This is a genomic window from Allobosea sp. Root381 (genome assembly GCF_001429395.1).
Taxonomy (GTDB): domain Bacteria; phylum Pseudomonadota; class Alphaproteobacteria; order Rhizobiales; family Beijerinckiaceae; genus Allobosea.
In genome coordinates, this window is sequence record NZ_LMJT01000022.1 from 38,014 (window position 1) to 57,694 (window position 19,681).

The 19,681-nt window shown below is 67.9% G+C and carries 17 protein-coding genes; 9 read left to right on the forward strand and 8 right to left on the reverse strand.

Annotation, left to right across the window (positions count from 1 at the left end; genetic code table 11):
- Positions 1-173: 173 nt before the first annotated feature.
- Complete coding sequence (gene tesB, locus ASE63_RS16990; protein ID WP_056803734.1) at positions 174-1,040, reverse strand: acyl-CoA thioesterase II; 867 nt, start codon at positions 1,038-1,040, stop codon at positions 174-176.
- A gap of 163 nt (positions 1,041-1,203) precedes the next feature.
- Between tesB and ASE63_RS16995 the strand changes: the two genes are divergently transcribed.
- Positions 1,204-2,451, forward strand: coding sequence for a ubiquinone biosynthesis hydroxylase (locus tag ASE63_RS16995; RefSeq protein WP_156410426.1), 1,248 nt, complete (start codon positions 1,204-1,206; stop codon positions 2,449-2,451).
- A 130-nt stretch (positions 2,452-2,581) separates the two neighbouring features.
- Here ASE63_RS16995 and ASE63_RS17000 read toward each other — a convergent pair whose 3' ends face one another.
- Both ASE63_RS17000 and ASE63_RS17005 read right to left on the reverse strand, forming a co-directional pair.
- Entirely contained in the window at positions 2,582-2,782 is a 201-nt protein-coding gene (locus ASE63_RS17000) for a Trm112 family protein (protein WP_056803739.1), read from the reverse strand.
- Between the two features lie 48 nt (positions 2,783-2,830).
- Entirely contained in the window at positions 2,831-7,666 is a 4,836-nt protein-coding gene (locus ASE63_RS17005; RefSeq protein WP_244491432.1) for an NAD-glutamate dehydrogenase, read from the reverse strand.
- Between the two features lie 186 nt (positions 7,667-7,852).
- Here ASE63_RS17005 and ASE63_RS17010 point away from each other — a divergent pair, with 186 nt between their 5' ends.
- Positions 7,853-8,401 (forward strand): peroxidase-related enzyme, encoded by a 549-nt coding sequence (locus tag ASE63_RS17010; protein ID WP_244491434.1) that lies wholly within the window; start codon positions 7,853-7,855, stop codon positions 8,399-8,401.
- 373 nt (positions 8,402-8,774) lie between these two features.
- Positions 8,775-9,143, forward strand: coding sequence for a DUF2794 domain-containing protein (locus ASE63_RS17015; RefSeq protein WP_056803745.1), 369 nt, complete (start codon positions 8,775-8,777; stop codon positions 9,141-9,143).
- A 7-nt stretch (positions 9,144-9,150) separates the two neighbouring features.
- Here the strand turns inward: ASE63_RS17015 and ASE63_RS17020 are convergent, their stop codons facing one another.
- The 4 genes from ASE63_RS17020 to ASE63_RS17035 form a co-directional block, all read right to left on the reverse strand.
- Complete coding sequence (locus ASE63_RS17020) at positions 9,151-9,687, reverse strand: GNAT family N-acetyltransferase (protein ID WP_056803748.1); 537 nt, start codon at positions 9,685-9,687, stop codon at positions 9,151-9,153.
- An 89-nt stretch (positions 9,688-9,776) separates the two neighbouring features.
- Positions 9,777-10,553: a Bax inhibitor-1/YccA family protein gene (locus tag ASE63_RS17025; RefSeq protein ID WP_056803751.1), complete on the reverse strand. Its 777-nt coding sequence runs from the start codon at positions 10,551-10,553 to the stop codon at positions 9,777-9,779.
- A gap of 221 nt (positions 10,554-10,774) precedes the next feature.
- Complete coding sequence (locus ASE63_RS17030; protein ID WP_056803755.1) at positions 10,775-13,360, reverse strand: FtsX-like permease family protein; 2,586 nt, start codon at positions 13,358-13,360, stop codon at positions 10,775-10,777.
- Between the two features lie 2 nt (positions 13,361-13,362).
- Complete coding sequence (locus ASE63_RS17035; protein WP_056803758.1) at positions 13,363-14,091, reverse strand: ABC transporter ATP-binding protein; 729 nt, start codon at positions 14,089-14,091, stop codon at positions 13,363-13,365.
- Between the two features lie 177 nt (positions 14,092-14,268).
- Here ASE63_RS17035 and ASE63_RS17040 point away from each other — a divergent pair, with 177 nt between their 5' ends.
- From ASE63_RS17040 to ASE63_RS17055, 4 genes are read left to right on the forward strand one after another with little or no spacing between them, the layout of a single operon-like run.
- Entirely contained in the window at positions 14,269-14,865 is a 597-nt protein-coding gene (locus ASE63_RS17040; protein ID WP_056803761.1) for an arylesterase, read from the forward strand.
- Between the two features lie 52 nt (positions 14,866-14,917).
- Complete coding sequence (locus ASE63_RS17045; protein ID WP_056803764.1) at positions 14,918-15,973, forward strand: aldo/keto reductase; 1,056 nt, start codon at positions 14,918-14,920, stop codon at positions 15,971-15,973.
- A 56-nt stretch (positions 15,974-16,029) separates the two neighbouring features.
- Positions 16,030-16,608, forward strand: coding sequence for an RNA 2',3'-cyclic phosphodiesterase (gene thpR, locus ASE63_RS17050; RefSeq protein ID WP_056803767.1), 579 nt, complete (start codon positions 16,030-16,032; stop codon positions 16,606-16,608).
- Between the two features lie 2 nt (positions 16,609-16,610).
- Positions 16,611-16,901, forward strand: coding sequence for a 4a-hydroxytetrahydrobiopterin dehydratase (locus ASE63_RS17055; protein WP_056803882.1), 291 nt, complete (start codon positions 16,611-16,613; stop codon positions 16,899-16,901).
- A gap of 23 nt (positions 16,902-16,924) precedes the next feature.
- On the opposite strand, the gene ASE63_RS17060 is transcribed toward ASE63_RS17055, so the two are convergent.
- Positions 16,925-17,599, reverse strand: coding sequence for an RNA pseudouridine synthase (locus ASE63_RS17060; protein WP_244491435.1), 675 nt, complete (start codon positions 17,597-17,599; stop codon positions 16,925-16,927).
- Positions 17,600-17,828: 229 nt separating this feature from the next.
- On the opposite strand from ASE63_RS17060, the gene ftsY reads away from it, so the two are divergent.
- Together ftsY and ASE63_RS17070 are read left to right on the forward strand one after the other, a co-directional pair.
- Complete coding sequence (ftsY, locus tag ASE63_RS17065) at positions 17,829-19,019, forward strand: signal recognition particle-docking protein FtsY (RefSeq protein WP_056803771.1); 1,191 nt, start codon at positions 17,829-17,831, stop codon at positions 19,017-19,019.
- Positions 19,020-19,051: 32 nt separating this feature from the next.
- Positions 19,052-19,666, forward strand: coding sequence for a septation protein A (locus ASE63_RS17070; RefSeq protein ID WP_056803889.1), 615 nt, complete (start codon positions 19,052-19,054; stop codon positions 19,664-19,666).
- The last annotated feature ends 15 nt before the right edge of the window (positions 19,667-19,681 follow it).

Sequence of the window (19,681 nt, forward strand, 5' to 3'; positions counted from 1 at the left end):
TGCAAGATGCAGAGCGCCGGCACCTGCAATTCAAGGCGCGTGCCAACCTGCCCCGTGGCGCGCGCAGGGAGATGACGCGCAGCGAACCACACGGTTGCCGGCGCTTTGGGCACTGATCGACTGCTTAGGTTTTGAGCGTCTGATGAGAATCTAGGCGTGTGCCTAGATTTTGTTCAGGCGAGGTCCGGGCGCGGCCGGATCAGGCCTTCCTGCGCGACGGAAGCGACCAGGCGGCCCTGCCGGTCGAAGATGAGCCCGCGCGAGAAGCCGCGCGCCCCGGATGTCGAGGGGCTGTCCTGCGAATAGAGCAGCCACTCGTCGGCCCGGAACGGCCGGTGGAACCAGAGGGCGTGGTCGAGGCTGGCGCCCTGGATTTTCTGGTCGAAGACAGTCGTGCCGTGTGCGATCAGGCTCGAATCGAGCAGCATCAGGTCGGAGGCGTAGGCGAGGACACTCTGGTGCAGCGCCGGTTCGTCCGGAAGCGGCTCCATCGCCCGGATCCAGACATTAAACTTCGGCTCCATCTTGCCGCCATCGCGATAGCGCTGGAGCTCGACCGGCCGGATCTCGATCGGCCGCTCGCGCTTGTAATAGGCCTGAATCGGATCGGGCATATGCGGCAGGATGGTGCGCGCCATCTCCTCGCGGTCGGGCAGCTCCTCCGGCATCGGGACCTTCGGCATCGGCATCTGATGGTCGTAGCCCGGCTCCTCGACCTGGAAGGAGGCCGACATGGCGAAGATCGCCTCGCCCTTCTGGATCGCAAGCACGCGCCGCGTCGTAAAGGAGCGGCCGTCGCGCAGGCGGTCGACCTCGTAGATGATCGGTACCGTCGGGTCGCCGGCCAGCAGGAAATAGGCGTGGAGAGAATGCGGCTGGCGGCCTTCGACGGTCTTGCAGGCGGCGTAAAGCGATTGCGCGATGACCTGCCCGCCATAGACGCGCGGCCAGGTCGATTTCGGGCTGCGACCGCGGAACAGGTTGCGCTCGAGCGGCTCGAGGTCGAGGATCGCCGTCAGGGAAGCGCTGATCTGGGACATGGTCGCAAGGCTCTGATTCTTGTCGGACGCATTTTCTTCACTCGAACCGGTGTCGAGCTCGCTCGAAAATGCCCCAGCAAACGGATTGACGGTTCGGCCGGTCGTGCCGCATCAGCACCGACGCATCCAGAGCCGTCAAGCCGGCACGCCAAGGAGATAGATGATGGCCGTCGTGACCGAGTCCAGCGAGGCGATCGTGATCGCGGGCGGCGGCATCGCCGGGCTCTCGCTGGCTCTCGCGCTGAAGCAGGCCCTCGGCAAGGCGTTTTCGGTCGTCGTCACCGATCCGGCGTTGACGGCGCCGCCGCGCCCCGACAACAGGGCCTATGCGATCGCCGCTGCCGCGCAGGCGATGCTGCGCGCGCTGGGGATCTGGGAGGCGATCGCAGCCACCGCCCAACCGATGACCGAGATGATCGTCTCCGACAGCCGCAATGGCGACGCGGTTCGTCCGGTCTTCCTGACCTTCGACGGCGAGGTCGAGCCGGGGCAACCCTTCGCCTATATGGTCGCGAACGGCGCATTGGTCGCGGCCCTGACCGAAGCCTGCCGCGCGGCCGGCGTCGTGCTGCGGGGCGATCGGGTCCGCAGCTTCGAGAGCGGGGCCTCGGGCGTCGCGATCATGCTGGCCGATGGCGAGCGGCTTTCCGCCCGCCTTCTGGTTGCGGCAGACGGGGCGCGGTCGAAGCTGCGCGAACAGGCGGGGATCGGCTGGGTCGGCTGGGATTACCGGCAGTCGGGACTGGTCGCGACGGTCGGCCATGAGCGGCCCCATGGCGGCCGGGCTGTCGAGCACTTCCTGCCCTCGGGCCCCTTCGCCATCCTGCCGCTGAGCGATGACGGCCGTCTCGGCCATCGCTCCTCCATCGTCTGGACCGAGCGCGCCGAGAACGTGCCGGCGCTGCTCGCCCTCGACGAGATCGACATGCTGGCCGAGATCGAGCGGCGTTTCGGGCTGGAGCTCGGCGAGATCGCGCTGGAGAGCCCGGTTTCGGCGCATCCTCTCGGCTTCGGTATCGCGCGAAGCTTCGTCGGCGAGCGGCTGGCGCTCTTGGGGGATGCGGCGCATCTGATCCACCCCATCGCAGGTCAAGGCCTCAATCTCGGCCTCAAGGACGTGGCGGCGCTGGCCGAGACGATCGTCGATGCGGCCCGGCTCGGGCTCGATCCGGGCGCGGCCGAGGTGCTCGAGGGCTACGAGCAGGCCCGTCGCTTCGATACGCTGGCGATGGGCGCGGTCACGGACGGGCTCAACCGGCTGTTCTCGAACGATGTCATGCCGATCCGGCTGGCGCGCGATCTCGGCCTCGGGCTGGTCGACCGGCTTCCGGGGCTGAAGCGCTTCTTCATCCGCGAGGCCGCGGGCGTCGCCGGCGAGCCGCCGCGGCTGCTGCGCGGCGAAGCGCTGTAGGGCTTACGTCATGGTCGGGCTCGACCCGACCATCTCTTGCTGACGATCATCATCGCCGATGGCGCTCGCATGGCGGCGCTTCATTCGGCACGAGCTTCTCGGGACAAGCCCGAGAATGACACGGTGCTTCCTACCCCTCCAGCGGCCGCGCCTCTTCCGGCAGCATGATCGGGATGCCGTCGCGGATCGGATAGGCGAGCTTCGCCGCCTGGCTGATCAGCTCCTGCCTGGCCGCGTCATATTCGAGCGTCGTCTTGGTCAGCGGGCAGACCAGGATCTCCAGCAGCTTGGGGTCGATGCGGGTGGCGGGTTCGTTCGTGTCGTCGGTCATGTCATGGCTCGTTTCGGTTGATCCGGTGCGGATGGAGTGGCGTCGGTTTCACGCTCGCTTCCGCGGCAGGTCGGCCAGCATTCCCGCGGCGACCATCAGCTTGGGCAGCGAGAGACCCGATGAAGCGATCGCCTGGATCGTGCTGCGGGTTCGGTCGGCATCGGCGCCTCGCTCTGTGAGCCAGGCATCCAGCGCGCTCTTGCCGTCCGCGGCCGCGGCGATCTCGCGGGTGAGATTGGCCTGCGCGTCGAACAGTGTCTCGATGGCGCGCTCCCGAGCGAGGCGTTCGTAGTCGTCGGTGGCGGGCACTGCGGCTGCCGCGCTCGCCAGCGCCGAGAGGCCGAAGACCGAATCGACTCCGAAATGAATCCGCGCGACGTCGGCGATGTCGCGCTTCGTCTGTTCCGCGATATCCACGATCTCCGTCGCCTGGGCCAGCGACGGCAGGCTGGCGATGCGCACAGCCAGGGTTTCGGGCACACCCTCCGAGGTCAGGACGGCGATGCGGGCTTGCCGCGCCTGACCGGCTGCGTCCGGCAGCAACTGGTCGAGCTCGGCGGCGAGCGCCGCCACGCCGGCTGCGTAATGCGCCACGGTCGGTTCGATGGCGCCCGGCTTCGCCACGCCCCGGCGCAGGAACCAGCCCATCCTGTCGCTGACCAGCTGCTGAACGGCAGCATAGAGCCCGAGCTGGGTCTTGCCGGGCAGCTGGGCGTCGAGGGCGTCGATCGCACCGTTCAGCGAAATCAGGTCGAAGGAATCGCGCGCGATCGCATAGGCTGCGGCGATGGCCGGAGCGTCGGCATGCGTCAGCGCGGCGAGCACCGGCACCAGTGCCGGGCCGCCGCGATTGACGATGGCGTTGGCGAGCTGGGTCGCGACGATCTCTCGCCGCAGCTTGTGGCTGGCGATCTCCTGGCCGTAGCGCTCGCGCAGTGCCTGCGGGAAGTAGCGCACCAGCTCGCTGTTCAGATAGAGATCGTCCGGAACCTCCGATGCCAGCAGGGCGTCGTGCAGGGACAGCTTGGCATAGGCCAGCAGCACCGCGAGCTCCGGCCGCGTCAGCCCCTCGCTGCGCTTCTCGCGCTCGGCCAGGACGGCGTCGCTCGGCAGATACTCCACCGTGCGGTCGAGCCGGCCATCGGCTTCGAGCGTCTGCATCAGGTAACGCAGGCCGGGTGTTGCGGCCACGCCCTTGGCCTCGGTCAGCGACAGGGCCAGCGTCTGGAGATAGTTGTTGCGCAGCACGAGCAGGCCGACCTCGTCGGTCATCTCGGCGAGCAGCGCGTTACGGGCCTCCTCCTTCAGCTGCCCGCTCTGCACCGGACCTGCCAGCGCGATCTTGATGTTGACCTCGACGTCGGAGGTGTTGACGCCGGCGGAGTTGTCGATCGCGTCGGTGTTGAGCCTGATGCCCTTGCGCGCCGCCTCGATGCGGCCACGCTGGGTCACGCCGAGATTGGCGCCCTCGCCGATGACGCGGGCCCTGACATCGCTGCCAGTGACGCGGATCGCGTCATTGGCGCGGTCGCCAACCTGGGCGTCGCTCTCGTCCGAGGCGCGGATATAGGTGCCGATGCCGCCGAACCACATCAGGTCGACGCGAGCCTTCAGGATCGCCGTCATCAACTCGGGCGGCGAAACCTCGGGCTTGTCGATGTCGAGCAGCTCCCGCAGCGTCTTGTTCAGCGGAATGCTCTTGGCCTGGCGCGAGAACACGCCGCCGCCGGCCGAGATCAGGCTCTTGTTATAATCCTGCCAGGACGAGCGCGGCAGGTCGAACAGGCGCCGGCGCTCGGCCAGCGAAGCGGCCGGGTCCGGGTCGGGATCGAGGAAGATGTCGCGATGGTCGAAGGCGGCGAGGAGCTTGATCGCCGGCGAGAGCAGCATGCCGTTGCCGAAGACGTCGCCCGACATGTCGCCGACGCCGGCGACGGTAAAGGGCGTCGTCTGGATATCGATGTCGACCTCGCGGAAATGCCGCTTCACCGCTTCCCAGCCGCCGCGCGCCGTGATGCCCATGCCCTTGTGGTCGTAGCCCTGCGAGCCGCCGGAGGCGAAGGCATCGCCGAGCCAGTGGTGCTTCTCCAGCGAGAGCGCGTTAGCCGTGTCGGAGAAGGTCGCGGTGCCCTTGTCGGCGGCGACAACCAGGTAAGGGTCGTCGCCGTCATGGCGCACCGTGTCGGGCGGCGGCACCACGGTCTCGCCGTCGAGATTGTCGGTGAGCTCGAGCAGGGTGCGGATGAAGATGCGGTAGCTCTCGGTGCCCTCGGCCAGCCAGGCCTGCCGATCGGTCGCCGGCGGGAGCAGCTTCGGCACGAAGCCGCCCTTCGCGCCGACGGGTACGATGACCGCGTTCTTGACCTGTTGCGCCTTGACCAGGCCGAGCACCTCGGTGCGGAAATCCTGCGGCCTGTCGGACCAGCGCAGGCCGCCCCGCGCGACCTTGCCGAAGCGCATATGCACGCCTTCGACGCGCGGCGAATAGACGAAGATCTCGTAGAGCGGATGCGGCAGCGGCAGCGAATCGACCCTGGCGCAGTCGTATTTGATCGAGATCGTCCCGCGCGGCTGCCCGTCCGGGCCGATCTGGAAGAAATTGGTGCGCAAGCTCGCGTCGATCAGGTTGACGAGGCGGCGCAGGATGCGGTCCTCGTCGAGGCTGGTGACGGCCTCCAGAGCCGCCTCGATGTCGTTGCGCGCCGCTTCGGATTTCTCCGCGCGCTTGGCCTCGCCGAGGCGTGGATCGAATTTCGCGGTGAAATAGGCGATCAGCCCTGAGGCGATGCCGGGATGGCGGGTCAGCGCGTCGGCGATGTAGCCCTGCGCATAGGGTGCGCCGACCTGGCGCAGGTAGCGCCCGAACGCACGCAGTAGCGCTGCCTCGCGCCAGGCCAGCCCAGCCGCCAGGACGAGCTGGTCGAAGCGGTCGGATTCGGCGAGGCCGCGGAATTGCGCCATCAGCGCGGCCTCGATGGTCGGGTCGAGGCGCGCGACGTCGATCTCGCTGTCATCGGCCCGTTCGAGTGTCATGTCGTGCAGCCAGACTCGCGTCGTCTCGGCTCCGTCGCCGGCGGCTGGCTGTGGCGTGATGTAGTAGGTGCGCTCGTTGACGACGCGGAATCCCATGTTCTCGAGCACGGGCACGCGGGCCGAGAGCGAGATCGCCGCGCCGCGCGAGAACACCTTCAGGTTGGCGCGGGTCGCCGGATCGCCCTCGCGCCGGTAGAGGTTGACCGCCCGGCCCCGCTCCGGCGTCAGCTGCTGCAGAATGTCGATATCCTCAAGCGTCTCGGCCGGCGAGAAGCGGTCGCGATAGGCGGCACCGAAGGCCTCGGCATAGCGCTCCGCCAGCGCCCTTGCGGCCGGGCCGCTGCGCTCATGGTCGAGAACGTCCTTGAGGCCGTCGCTCCAGGTGCGGACGATCGCGGCGATTCCGGCTTCCAGGGTAACGCGGTCGACCTTCGGGGTTTTGCCCTCGTCGCGGCCGACGATGTAGTGGGTGCGAGAAAGCGGCCCCTCCGGATAGGCGGGATAGGCGGCCGAGATGCGCCCCTGATAGATGTTGGCGAGGAATTCGCCGACGCGGGCACGCACCCGCGTGTCGTAGCGGTCCTTCGGGATGAAGACGAGGACCGAGACGAAGCGGTCGAATTCGTCGAGGCGGGCCAGCGCCCGGATGCGCGGCCGCTCGGTGAGCTGGAGGATGGCGAGTGCGAAGCTCTCCAGCGTGCCGACGTCGATCTGGAAGAGCTCGTCGCGCGGATAGGCATCGAGCACGTTGAGCAGCGACCGGCCGGAATAGCTCGCGGGATCGAAGCCGATGTTCTTGGCGACGCGCGCCACCTTGAGGCGCAGATAGGGGATGGCGAGCGCGCTGCCGGTATAGGCATTCGAGGTCAGGAGGCCGACGATGCGCAACTCGCCGTCGAGCCTGCCATCGGCGGTGAAGAGCTTGACGCCGACATAGTCGAGATGGACGCGCCGGTGCACCCGGCTCTTGACGTTGGCCTTGGTGATGATCAGCGCATGGGGCTTGGCCAGGAACGCGCGGATCTCTGGCGTCACCGTGACCATCTCACCATTCTTGCGCAGCACCTTGACGCCGGGGTTGCGCAGGATGCCGAGGCCCGAGCCCTCGATGGGATCGGCGGCGGCATCGCCATTGGGGAAGCGGTAGGCGCGGATGCCGAGCAGGGTGAAGTTGTCGCCTGCGATCCATTCGAGGAACTGCAGCGCCTCGTTGACCTCGTCCTCCGCCAGCGGCGGCGGGTTGGCGCGATAGGCCTGGATCACCTCGGTGATGCGTCCGCGCATCGCGGCCCAGTCCTCGACCGCAAGTCCGACATCGGTATAAACGCGCTCCAGCCCGGCGCGGAGCCGGTCGCGCGCCTCGGCCGAGTCGATCCGCTCCAGGGCGATCTGGATCAGGCTTTCGCGGCGCGTGCCCTCTGGCGCCCGGCCGGCGGCCTCGCCCGCGAGCGAGACGAACTTGCCGGCCTTGTCCCTGGCGACGGCGAGGATCGGGTGCGCGACGAGGCGGGGCTCATAGCCCTGCTCTGTGAGTTCGGCGAGCGTCGAATCGAGCAGGAATGCCTTGTTGTCGTTGACCACCTCGAGAATCGTCAGTTGCCGCTTGCGGCCCTCGCTCTCGAAGGCCTCGTCACGGAAGCGCAGGTTGATCGTCTCGGGCCGGCGCGGCGCCGCAAGGTGTTCGTAAGCCGCGGCCGCCGAGCGCGCGAGCAGGTCCGCGGGCAGCGCCTCCACATCCTCGGCGACGACACGGCCGTAGAGCAGGCGCGGAAATCCGGCTGGCATCTCGCCGGGCAACCCTGCTGCGGCCGTCTCGATCGCGGAGACGGTCGCGGCCGTTGGATTGCTCACCCGCTTGCCCATGGTGTCCACCCTGTTGTTCTGCCGCAGCGATGGCATAGGCTGTGCGGCACTTCATTCTGGCCGCGGTGCGCGACGGCAACCGCGGACGACACGACAGGACCTATCATGGCGACGAGACATGACAAACCGAAGCCGGGCGAAAAGCCGGCGCGGCAGGACGCCACCCCGGCCGCGATGGCTCTCGCGCTCAGGCCGGAAGCGCTTTCGGCCGAGAATCAGGCCTATTTCGACAAATGCGTCGAGAAGCTCGGCTTCGTGCCGAACGTGCTGGTCGCCTATGCGCATGACGACGCCAAGCTCTCGGCCTTCGCCGCCTTCTACAACGACCTCATGCTGGCGCCGTCCGGGCTGTCGAAGCTCGAGCGCGAGATGATTGCGGTGGCGGTCTCCAGCGTGAACCGCTGCTATTACTGCCTGACCGCGCATGGCGCTGCGGTGCGCCTGCTCTCGGAGGATCCGGTGCTGGGCGAACTGATGGCGATGAACTACCGCGCTGCCGAGCTCTCGTTGCGCCACCGCAGCATGCTCGATTTCGCCGTCAAGCTGACGGAGAGCCCGCAACTCGTTGGCGAGGACGACCGGGCCGGGCTACGGGCGGCCGGGTTCAGCGAGCGCGACATCTGGGACGTGGCTGCGGTCGCTGCCTTCTACAACATGTCGAACCGCATGGCATCGGCGGTCGATATGCGGCCCAATGCAGAGTATCACCGGCAGGCGCGCTGAGGGGTGCAGAGTGTGCAGGACAAAGAAAAACGGCCAGCGCAGAACGCCAGCCGCTGAGTTGGCCTCGAAAGTAATGGCCCGGCACCACCAGATCCCCGGGGGGCTGGGGGGCTGACAAACCGACGATCGACGAAGCCGAGCCGTCGAGGCTGTAACCCCATTCAAATCGAGCAACGGGGCGGCCACTTGGCATGATGAGGGCGAAAATGCGGCAACGCTGACGAATCTGTGATCGGTAGCGAACATTGTGGGTGTAACCTCGCGGCGGCGGGACGAGGCCCTGGCCTCGATTGCTTGCCAGCTTGGCATCGGGGGCGCATCATCGATCCCCAGGCATCGGAGCGGCCCGAGCGGCTGCTGATCGGGAGGCGCAATGAGCGAAAGCGATACGCCGCAATCGCAGCCGACGGCCGGGGTGATCCCCTTTCCGGGGGGGGCGAAACCGGCCGCAGTCACCTTCGACCGCCGCGAGCTTTCGGAACTGCTCAATCTCTATGGCCGCATGGTCGCTGCCGGCGAGTGGCGGGACTACGCCATCGATTTCCTCAAGGACAAGGCGCAGTTCTCGGTCTACCGCCGTTCTTCCGAGGTGCCGCTCTACCGGATCGTCAAGGATCCGGCGCTCGCCAAGCGGCAGGGCGCCTATTCGGTCGTTGCTGCGACGGGGCTCGTGCTGAAGCGTGGCACGGAGCTGTCGCGGGTGCTGCGCGTGCTGGACAGGAAGCTCAGCGTGGTCGGCTGACGGCCCGTCAGGATGCGGGCGGTGCCCTGTCGCCCTCGCCCAGCTCCTTCTGCATCAGCATCTGGTCGAGCCAGCGGCCATGCTTGAAGCCGACCTTCTCGGCGACGCCGATCAGGCGAAAACCCGCGCGCTCATGCAGGCGCCGCGAGCCGATGGAGGCGCCGGTGCCGTCGCCGATCACGGCGATCATCTGGCGGAAGCCGCGAGCCGTACAATCCTTGACCAGGGCAGCGAGCAGGGCGCTGCCGACGCCGGAGCCTTGGGCGTCGGGGGCGATGTAGATCGAGTTCTCGACGGTGGCGCGATAGGCCGGACGCGGACGATAGGCGCCGGCATAGGCATAGCCTAGGAGCCGTTCGTCGCGTTCGGCGACGAGATAGGGATAGCCGCCCGCCAGGAGCGCTTCGTAGCGCCGCAGCAGCTCGGCCTCGCCGGGCGGCTCGATCTCCCAGGAGGCGGTGCCGTTCACCACGGCGTCGCCGTAGATCAGCGCGATGGCGGGAATGTCGGCGGGCGTGGCCGGGCGGATCGACAGGCTGGTCATGCCCGAATTTTACGCAAGCGACATGCCAAAGAAAAAGCCCCGGCCTTGCGGCCGGGGCTCGTCTTGATCCGCATCGCGGATCGATCAGGTCACTCGCTGCGGTTGCCGAAGAGCGACAGCAGCATCTGGAACATGTTGATGAAGTTCAGGTACAGCGACAGAGCGCCGTTGACCGAGAGCTTCGCAGCCGATTCCCCGTCCAGGTCGGAGTAGAGATACATCTCCTTCAGGCGCTGGGTGTCCCAGGCGGTAAGGCCGGCGAAGACGAGCACGCCGATCACCGAGACGGCGAAGGCGAGAGCGCTCGAGGCCAGGAAGATGTTCACCACCGAGGCGATCACCAGGCCGATCAGGCCCATGATCAGGAAGGATCCCATGCCCGAAAGCGACTTCTTCGTGGTGTAGCCGAACAGGCTGAGGCCGCCGAAGGCCGCCGCCGTGATGAAGAAGACGCGCGCGATCGACTCGCCGGTGAAGACGATGAAGATCGACGAGAGCGAGATGCCCATCACCGCGGCGAAGACGAAGAACATCGTCCGCGCGGCCGAGGCGCTCATGCTTTCGGCCTTGAACGAGAAGAACAGGATGAAGGCCAGCGGGGCCAGCATCACGGCCCATTTCAGCGGGCTGAGATAGAGAGCCTGGCCGAGCGGCGTCAGAGCCGTGACCTTGCCGGTCGGCGAGACGCCGGCGATGGCGAGCATCGAGATGCCGATCGCGACGACGCCGGTGATGGCGAGGCCGATCGTCATGTTGTTGTAGACGCCGAGCATGAACGAGCGCAGGCCCTGATCCATCTCGACGGCGCTGGTCTGCTGTGCGCGGCCGGCACCCCAGACTGGAGCATTGCGGTCGAAGTTGCTCATGGAGCGATTTTCCCCTGACAGTGAATCCGAAGGCCGACTCGCATGTCCGCGCCAGCCCATCGTCGCGCACAATCGTGGCGATGGACGGAATATGAGGGCGTTCGCGGGTTCTTACAAGAGGCCTGCATGGTTAAGCAGCGACGCGCCATAGAAACGCGGCGCTGCTGCCATGCAAAGTGACGAATCTGTAATGTCTATCGAGAGCCGTTCTCAGATAGTCATCATAAATTCCGCAGATGAGAAGCCGGCGCTTTCGACAGTATTTTCAGGGTGCCCGTAAGCCCGAACAGGACGGTGACGCCAACTGCGGCAGTTGCAGCCAGTAAAGCCCCGGTAGGGTCATTGACGAATTCGATCTTCATCACTTGTGTTACGACGCCCCAGCCGGCGAGAGCGCCCGCGACAACGCCGAACAGCGCCGAGACGAGGCCGATTGCCGCGTATTCGAGGGCGTACGACGAAAGTATGAAGCGGCGCGTCGCGCCCAGCGTCTTCAGGATCATCGCGTCGTAAAGTCGCGCGTGTTGCCCGGCCGCGAGCGCTCCGCCCAGCACGAGCAGGCTTGCCGCGATGGCGAGTCCCGACGCGCCACGGATCGCGGTGGCGAGCTGGCCGACGATGGTGTTGACCGCCTCCAGCGCGTCCTTGACGCGCACCGCCGTAACCGAGGGAAACTCGACGGCGAGGCGGCGCAGCAGCGCGGCATCGGCGGCGCTCGTGCCCTCCTGCGGCTGGGTTATGGTCGCGAGATTGGTGTGGGGCGCCCCGGCAAAGGTGTTGGGCGAGAACAGCATCACGAAATTGATGCCGAGCGAGCGCCACTCGACCTGTCGCAAATTGGCGACGCGGGCGGTGATGTTGCGACCGAGCACGTTGACGGTGAGCCTGTCGCCGATCTTCAGCCCGATCCCGGCGGCGTTCTGGGCCTCGAAGGAGACCAGTGGTTCGCCGCGATAGTCGGCCGGCCACCATTCGCCCTCGGTCAGCTTCGAGCCCTCCGGCAGCTCGGCCGAATAGGTGATGCCGCGGTCGCCGTCGAGTATCCAGGCCGACTGTTCCGAGGCCTTGATGTCCTCGGCCCGGACGTCGTTCACGGAGACGATGCGGCCGCGCATCATCGGCACGCGGGTCAGCGTCGCGCCCGGCCGCTCCTGCGCCAGGAGATCGTCGAAGCGGGCGGCCTCGGCATTGGGGATGTCGAGGAAGAAGAAGCTCGGCGCCTTCTGCGGCAGGGCCTGGGTCAGCTGGCGGGTCAGGCTGACATCGATGAAGGCCAGCGCCGAGAGCAGCGCGACGCCGAGCCCCACCGAGAGCACGAGCGAGGGCGTCAGCGCGCCGGGGCGGTAGCTGTTGGCGAGCGCCATGCGCAGGGCCGGATGTTTCGGCCGCGGAGTCCTGCGCGCCAGCGCCATCAATCCAAGGGACACGCCGCGCAGCAGCAGGAAGACGCCGGTCATCACGCCGATGTAGATCAGCGCGATGCGCCGGTCATAGGCGAAAGCGAGCGCGACGCCGATCAGGCCGGCAAGTGCCAGCAGGCAGATGGCGAGATAGATCGCGCGGGGTCGGCGTGCATCGGGCTCGATCTGGTCGCGGAAGAGCGCCGAGACCGGCACGTCATGGGCGCGCCCGAGCGGCAGGATGGCGAAGACCAGCGCCGTCAGCAGGCCGTAGATCGCGGCGACGCCGAGCTCGCCCGGCGCCAGCGTCGGCTCGAAAGGCACGGGCAGGACAGCCTGCAGCGCGGCGCCGAGCGCGAAGGGCGCGGCTGCGCCGAGCACAAGGCCGATGCCGGTGCCCAGGCCTGCGACCAGCATGACTTCAGTCAGGTGGATCGCGACGACGCGGCCGCCGGTCGCGCCGACGGCCTTCATCGTGGCAAAGTCGAGCTTCTTGGCCTCGACAAAGCGGCGCACGGCATTTGCCACGCCGACGCCGCCGACGAGCAGGGCGGTGAGCCCAACCAGGGTCAGGAACTGGGTGAAGCGCTCGAGATTGCGCTGGAAGCCCGGATTGGCATTGGCGCGGGAGCGGATTTCCCAGCCGGCATCGCGCTGTTCGGTTCCGGCCGCTGCGATCAGGGCGTCGAGATCGGCATCGCTCATCGCCTGGGGCGGCAGCGAGACCCGGTAGGTCCAGCGCACCAGGCTGCCGGGCTGGAGCAGGCCGGTCGCGCGCAACGCGTCCTGCGAGATCAGGAGCCGCGGGCCGAAGCCGACGCCGGCTGCGATCTTGTCGGGCTCGGAGACGAGATTGGCGCGCAGCTGTACGCGCGCGCCGCCGACCATGATCGTATCGCCGGGCTTCAGGTCGAGCCGGCCGAACAGCACGGGATCGGCGACCGCGCCGAAGGCGCCGTCGTTGGGAGCGAGGAGTTCCGCGATCGGCGTGGCCGGGTCGGTCGTGAGAGTGCCGATGGCGGGATAGCCGGCATCCACCGCCTTGATCTCGACGAGGGCGGTGCCCTTGTCGCCGGCATTGGCCATGCCGCGCATCGTCGCGATGGTCGAGACGCTGCCACGCGATTCGAGGAAGGCGCGTTCCGGCGTCGTCGCCTCGCGATGGATCAGGCTGAAGGCGGCGTCGCCGCCGAGGATGCGCCGGCCCTCGCGCGCCAACCCCTCGGTGAGGCCGCGCGAGGCGGAGGCGACGGCGGCGATGGTCATGACGCCGAGCGCGAGGCAGGCGATGAAGACGCCGAAGCCGCGCAGGCCGCCGCGCAGGTCGCGCCAGGCAAGGCGAAGGGCGAGCGAGAATCCCGAGGCGCCGGATGGAGACAGAGGTGCGGGCTTGGCCGTTCCGTGCATGCTCAGCCCACCGTCGCGTCGGCGTCGGTGCTGGCGGGCGCCTCGATGCGTCCGGCGCGCAGGCGCACCGTTCGGTCGCAGAGCGCCGCCAGCGACAGATCATGGGTGACGAGCACCAGGGTCGCGCCTCGTTCGCGCCTCAGAGCGAAGATCAGGTCGACGATGGAGCGGCCGGTGGTCTCGTCGAGATTGCCGGTCGGCTCGTCGGCGACGAGGATCGCCGGATCCGGTGCGACCGCTCGCGCAATGGCGACGCGCTGCTGCTCGCCGCCCGAGAGCTGCGCCGGGTAATGGTCCATGCGTTCGCCCAGGCCGACATTGCGCAGCTCCGCTTCGGCACGCGCGAAGGCGTCGCCGGCGCCGGCGAGCTCCAGCGGCAGGGCGACGTTCTCGCGCGCCGTCATGGTCGGGACGAGATGGAAGGACTGGAAGACGATGCCGATATGCCGGCCGCGGAAGACGGCGAGGCCGTCCTCGTCGAGCGCGCCGAGATCCTGGCCGGCGACCCTGACGGTGCCGGAATCCGGGCGTTCCAGACCCGCCATGGTCATCAGCAGGGTCGACTTGCCGGAGCCGGAGGGGCCGACCAGCCCGGTCGCCTGGCCGGAGGCCAGGGACAAAGAAACGCCCTTGAGGATATGGACGCGGGCGGCCGCACGCCCCAAACTAAGCTGAACATCCCGCAATTCGATCGCCGGCCGTTCTGTCGGTGGGACGCTCACTTCGCTCATCAGCCAATGACCCTGCCTTCGATATCCATTCTCGCCCCCCGCCGCACCCGGCCGCGGGCCGAGCCCGGCGACACGCGTGTGCACACCGCAAGAGGCCGATATGGGCTTGGCCCGGCGCTTGTCCAATCGCTCTGCGCCGCTTTTCTGATCTGCTGCACGCTGCTACCGCTCCCGGCCATGGCCCAGACCAGCCCGCCCGCGCCGGCGCGGACGCTGAAACTCGTCGCATTGGGCGACAGCCTGACCGCCGGATACAATTTGCCGGGCAGCGCAGCCTTCCCGCCGGTGCTCGAGCAGGCGTTGCGCGAGAAGGGCATCGCTGTCGAAATCGTGAACGCGGGAGTCTCCGGCGACACGGTCCAGGGCGGGCTCGAACGGCTCGACTGGTCGGTGCCGGACGGGACCGACGGCGTGATCCTCGAACTCGGCGCCAACGACGCGCTGCGCGGCCTTGATCCGGGCGTGACCCGCAAGGGGCTGGAAGCGATCATCACGCGCCTCAAGGAACGCGGCATCCCGGTACTGCTCGCCGGCATGTATGCGCCGCGCAATCTCGGCGCCGAATATGCCGCGCGCTTCGACGCCATCTATCCGGAGCTTGCGAAAAGCCACGGGCTGATGCTTTACCCCTTCTTCCTGGAAGGGGTCGCGGGCGAGCGCGCGCTCAACCTGCCCGACCAGCTCCATCCCACGGTCGAGGGCGTGCGCGTCATCGTCCGCAACATCCTGCCCACGGTCGAGCGCTTCCTCGCGTCGCTTCCGGCCAAATCCTGACACTCAACGTCCCGCCTGCGCCACCGCCGGCCGTCTCCGGAGCTCACTTCCCATGGAATACCGCCGTCTCGGGCGCACCGATCTCAAGGTCTCGGTGATCTGCCTCGGAACCATGACCTGGGGCGAGCAGAACACCGAAGCCGAGGGTCATGAGCAGATGGACTACGCCCTCGACCAGGGCGTGAACTTCTTCGATACGGCCGAGCTTTATTCGATTCCGCCCAGGCCGGAGACGCAAGGCTCGACCGAGCGGATCATCGGCAGCTGGTTCAAGGCGCGCAAGAACCGCGACAAGGTGATCCTCGCCTCGAAGGTCTGCGGCCGCGGCGGCAACACCTGGTTCCGCGACGACAAGAGTCCGACGCGCGTCACCCGGGCCCAGGTCTTCGAGGCGGTCGACAAGAGCCTGCAGCGCCTCGGCACCGACTATATCGATCTCTACCAGATCCATTTCCCCGAGCGGCCGATGCCTTGGGGCTCGAATCCGACGCGCTTCAACAGCGCCGCCTTCGAGCGGCCGGAGGACGAGACCTCGATCCCCGACCAGCTCGACGCCTTCGCCGAGCTGGTCAAGGCCGGCAAGATCCGCCATCTCGGCCTCTCCAACGAGAGCGCCTGGGGTACGATGAGCTTCGTGCAGGACTCGGCGGCCCGCGGGACGCCCCGCGTCCAGTCGATCCAGAACGCCTACAACCTGCTGAATCGCACCTTCGAGACGGCGCTGGCCGAGGTCGCGCTGCGCGAGGATGTCGGACTGCTCGCCTATTCGCCGCTGGCGCAGGGCTTCCTGACCGGGAAATATCTCGACGGCGCGCGGCCGGCCGGCGCCCGCACGACGCTGTTCGACCGCGGCCAGCGCTACCAGACCGCCGGGGCCGAGGAGGCAATCAAGCGCTACATCGCGATCGCGCGCGAGGCCGGGCTCGACCCTGCACAGATGGCGCTGGCCTTCGTCAATGCGCGCGTTTTCGTGACCTCGAACATCATCGGCGCGACCTCGATGGAGCAGCTCAGGACGGACATCGCCTCGATCGGCGTGACGCTCTCGGCCGAGGTCGAGGCGAAGATCGATGCGGTGCACCAGCTCGCCGGCAATCCCTGCCCTTAAGAGGGGCTCCGGCATTTCGTCTCGCCAGAGTCACAAAAAGCTGGCACTGATTCGGGATGCCGAGGCTGTTCACAGCTCTGGAGATTCCCGCCGAGGTCGCCTCGGCGCTGACGCTGCACCGGGGCGGACTGGCCGGAGCGCGCTGGATCGAGCCGGCCGACTACCACGTCACGCTCCGCTTCCTCGGGGATGTCGACCGGCGCACCGCCAATGATCTCGACGAGTTCCTCGCCGAGATCCGCAGCTATCCGTTCGAGGTGACTCTCGATGCGCTCGGCAGCTTCGGCGGCGACAAGCCGCGCAGCGTCTTCGCGCGCGTGCAGCCCAGCCCGCGGCTTAGTGAGCTCCAGGCTGATCTCGAGCGCCTGACGCGTCGGCTGGGGCTGCCGCCGGAGGGGCGTAAGTTCGTGCCGCATGTCACGCTGGCGCGTCTGCGCGATACGTCGCCGGTGGATGTGGCGCATTATCTCAGCCTCCACCCGATCGTCCGCCCGATCAGCTTCACGGCGCGGCGCCTCGCCCTGATGTCGTCGCGCGATTCGGTCGGCGGCGGGCCCTATGTCCTGGAGGCGGCCTATCCCCTCGGTCCGTCCTATCCGAACAGGCCGCTGGGGAGCGTGAGCCAGCGGAGGTGACGATGCCCAAGCGACTCGGTCATGAGGCCCGCGACGAGGCCCTTGCGACCCTGACGGGCTGGAAGCTTGTCGAGGGACGCGAGGCGATCAGCAAGCGCTTCGTGTTTCGCGACTTCAGCGAAGCCTTCGGCTGGATGACGCGGGTGGCGTTGCTGGCCGAGAGGATGAATCACCATCCTGAATGGTCCAATGTCTATCGCACCGTCGAGGTGACGCTCTCGACGCATGATGCCGGCGGGCTGACCGAGCTCGACGTGAAGTTCGCCCGCGCCCTGGATGGGCTTGGGATCTGAAGGGTGGTGTCGTTGCCGGCGGATCAGGGATCGGTCGGGGGTGGCGCCCAGCCACAGGCGCGCAGTGCCGCCTCCATATGGGGCGGCGGCGGCGCCTCGACGCGGATTGCAGGCTTCTTGCGGTAGAGCGGCACGGTGATCGCGCGGGCGTGCAGCTGCAGGCCCAGGCCGCCTTCGCGCGGTGCGTCGCCATAGATCTCGTCGCCCAGCATCGGCCAGCCGGAGGCGGCACAGTGGACCCGCAGCTGGTGAGTTCGGCCGGTCAGCGGTTCGAGCTCGAGCCAGGCGAGCGGGCCGGCCTCGTCCTCGCCGCGGCCGCGCAGGCGATAGCGCGTCTGCGAGGGCAGGCCCGCGGGATCGACCTTCATCCACCAGCCGCGATCCGGCGAGCGCTTCCCAAGCGGCAGATCGATAAGTCCCTCCTCCGCTTCAGGGCTGCCCTGGACGATGGCCCAATAGGTCTTGTCGATCCGCCCGTCGCGGAACATCTGGTTGAGCTCCGCCATGGCGCGTGGGTGGCGGCCGAGGATAAGGCAGCCCGAGGTGTCCTTGTCGAGCCGGTGCGCGGCCTCCGGGCGGCGCGGCAGGCCGAAGCGCAAGGCGTCGAGATGGTCTGTCAGGACAGGGATGACGCGCCGTTTCGCCTGCGGCCCGCGATGCGAGGGCAGGCCTGCGGGCTTGTCGATGACGAGCATCATCGCGTCGCGATAGAGCAGCGGGAAGGGCAGCGGCGCCTCATCACGCGATGCCTCCTGGCGCGGATGCGAAATCTCTGGTCGGTCGGGCGCTGTCATGGCATTGCGCTAGAACACACGGCCCGGCGGTGCAACCGCGCCGGCAGGCCCCTATATGAGCCTTCTCGTCCCGACGGGGAATGGCGACGAAGGCGGGGCTCCCGAGACCGGGCGGCCGGATACAGGACGGGTGATGAGCGAGAGCGAACCGAAGAAGCGCGGCTTCTTTTCGAGATTGTTCGGCAGCGAGCCGGAGCCGGCTCCTCTTCCGCCCGCGCCGTCACCGGAGCCGGCGGCCACCCCGCCCGAGCCTGCCGAGGATGCGCCGCTCGCGCCGGAACTGCTCGCCGGCGAGGCCGCGCCGCTGCCGATCGCCATGCCGGAGCCTGCGCCCGTCGCGGCGCCGCCTGTCATGGAACCGCCAGTCGTTGCAGCGCCTGCACCGGCCCCGGAGCCGAAGCGAAGTTGGTGGCGCCGCCTGACCGAGGGCCTGTCGCGGACGTCCTCGGCGCTGACGACGGGCATCACCGACCTCTTCACCAAGCGCAAGCTCGATGCCGGCACGCTGGAGGACCTCGAAGACATCCTGATCCAGGCCGATCTCGGCCTCGCCACCGCCGCCCGCGTCGCAAAGGCAGTGGGCGAGGGGCGCTACGACAAGCAGATCGAGCCGGCCGAGGTGAAGGCGATCCTGGCGCGCGAGGTCGAGTCGATCCTGACCCCGGTCGCGCTGCCGCTGGCGATCGACGGCGCGAAGAAGCCCTTCGTCATCCTGATGGTCGGGGTCAACGGCTCGGGCAAGACGACGACGATCGGCAAGCTCGCCGCAAAATTCCGGGCCGAGGGCAAATCCGTGATGCTGGCTGCGGGCGACACCTTCCGTGCGGCCGCCATCGAGCAGCTCAAGGTCTGGGGTGCGCGCACTGGGGCGGAGGTCGTCTCCGGCAATCAGGGCGCGGATGCCGCGGGACTTGCCTTCGAGGCGCTGCAGAAGGCCAAGGCAGCAGGGACGGACGTCCTCCTGGTCGACACCGCCGGGCGGCTGCAGAACAAGACGGGGTTGATGGACGAACTCGCGAAGGTCGTCCGCGTGATCCGCAAGCTCGATCCCGAGGCGCCGCATGCGGCGCTGCTCGTGCTCGATGCGACCGTCGGGCAGAATGCGGTGAGCCAAGTCGAGGCCTTTCAGGATACGGCCGGGGTCACCGGATTGGTGATGACCAAGCTCGACGGTACGGCGCGGGGCGGCATCCTGGTGGCACTGGCGGCGAAATTCGGCCTGCCGGTGCATTTCATCGGTGTCGGCGAGAGCGTCGAGGATCTGGAGTCGTTCTCGGCGCGCGATTTCGCGCAGGCCGTGGCGGGATTGGGAGAAGCAGCGTGACGAGCGACAATGGAGCCGAGACGGCCGAGGCGGTGGCCGAGAAGGCGGCGACGAGCCGCAGCGTGCACCCGTTGCTGAAGCTCGCGCTCGAATTCGGGCCGCTGGCGATCTTCTTCCTGGCCAATTCCTATGGCGACCGGCTGTTCGGCGTGGCCAACGATCGGCGCATCTTCGTGGCGACCGGCATCTTCATCGCGGCCTCGCTGGTCGCGCTGGCGCTGTCGCGGGTCCTGATGGGCTATCTGCCGCGTATGGCGATCGTGAATGCCGTCGTGGTGACGGTGTTCGGCGGGCTGACCATCGCGCTCGACGATGCCTTCTTCATCAAGGTCAAGCCGACGATCGTGAATACGCTGTTCGGGTGCGTGCTGCTGGGCGGGCTCTGGTTCGGCCGCTCGCTCCTGGCGCTTGTGCTCGAGACCGTGATGCAGCTCGACGAGGAGGGCTGGCGCAAGCTGACCCTGCGCTGGGGCCTGTTCTTCTTCGTGCTGGCCGCGCTGAACGAGGTGGTCTGGCGCACGCAGACGCAGGATTTCTGGGTCGCCTTCAAGGTCTGGGGCGTGATGCCGCTGACCATGCTGTTCGCGCTGGCGCAGACGCCGCTGATCCTGAAGCACGAGATCAAGTCGGCCAAGGCGGCCGAATAGGGCGCTCTTGCCATT

Excerpts from the sequence above, each read along its gene's own strand:
- ftsY (WP_056803771.1), top strand. The coding sequence starts at position 17,829 with ATGAGCGAGAGCGAACCGAAGAAGCGCGGCTTCTTTTCGAGATTGTTC.
- ASE63_RS17025 (WP_056803751.1), bottom strand. The coding sequence starts at position 10,553 with ATGAGCAACTTCGACCGCAATGCTCCAGTCTGGGGTGCCGGCCGCGCA.
- ASE63_RS17030 (WP_056803755.1), bottom strand. The coding sequence starts at position 13,360 with ATGCACGGAACGGCCAAGCCCGCACCTCTGTCTCCATCCGGCGCCTCG.
- ASE63_RS17045 (WP_056803764.1), top strand. The coding sequence starts at position 14,918 with ATGGAATACCGCCGTCTCGGGCGCACCGATCTCAAGGTCTCGGTGATC.
- ASE63_RS17000 (WP_056803739.1), bottom strand. The coding sequence starts at position 2,782 with ATGACCGACGACACGAACGAACCCGCCACCCGCATCGACCCCAAGCTG.
- ASE63_RS17020 (WP_056803748.1), bottom strand. The coding sequence starts at position 9,687 with ATGACCAGCCTGTCGATCCGCCCGGCCACGCCCGCCGACATTCCCGCC.
- ASE63_RS17055 (WP_056803882.1), top strand. The coding sequence starts at position 16,611 with ATGCCCAAGCGACTCGGTCATGAGGCCCGCGACGAGGCCCTTGCGACC.
- ASE63_RS17040 (WP_056803761.1), top strand. The coding sequence starts at position 14,269 with ATGGCCCAGACCAGCCCGCCCGCGCCGGCGCGGACGCTGAAACTCGTC.
- ASE63_RS17015 (WP_056803745.1), top strand. The coding sequence starts at position 8,775 with ATGAGCGAAAGCGATACGCCGCAATCGCAGCCGACGGCCGGGGTGATC.
- ASE63_RS17010 (WP_244491434.1), top strand. The coding sequence starts at position 7,853 with ATGGCTCTCGCGCTCAGGCCGGAAGCGCTTTCGGCCGAGAATCAGGCC.
- ASE63_RS17060 (WP_244491435.1), bottom strand. The coding sequence starts at position 17,599 with ATGATGCTCGTCATCGACAAGCCCGCAGGCCTGCCCTCGCATCGCGGG.
- ASE63_RS17035 (WP_056803758.1), bottom strand. The coding sequence starts at position 14,091 with ATGAGCGAAGTGAGCGTCCCACCGACAGAACGGCCGGCGATCGAATTG.
- thpR (WP_056803767.1), top strand. The coding sequence starts at position 16,030 with ATGCCGAGGCTGTTCACAGCTCTGGAGATTCCCGCCGAGGTCGCCTCG.
- ASE63_RS16995 (WP_156410426.1), top strand. The coding sequence starts at position 1,204 with ATGGCCGTCGTGACCGAGTCCAGCGAGGCGATCGTGATCGCGGGCGGC.
- tesB (WP_056803734.1), bottom strand. The coding sequence starts at position 1,040 with ATGTCCCAGATCAGCGCTTCCCTGACGGCGATCCTCGACCTCGAGCCG.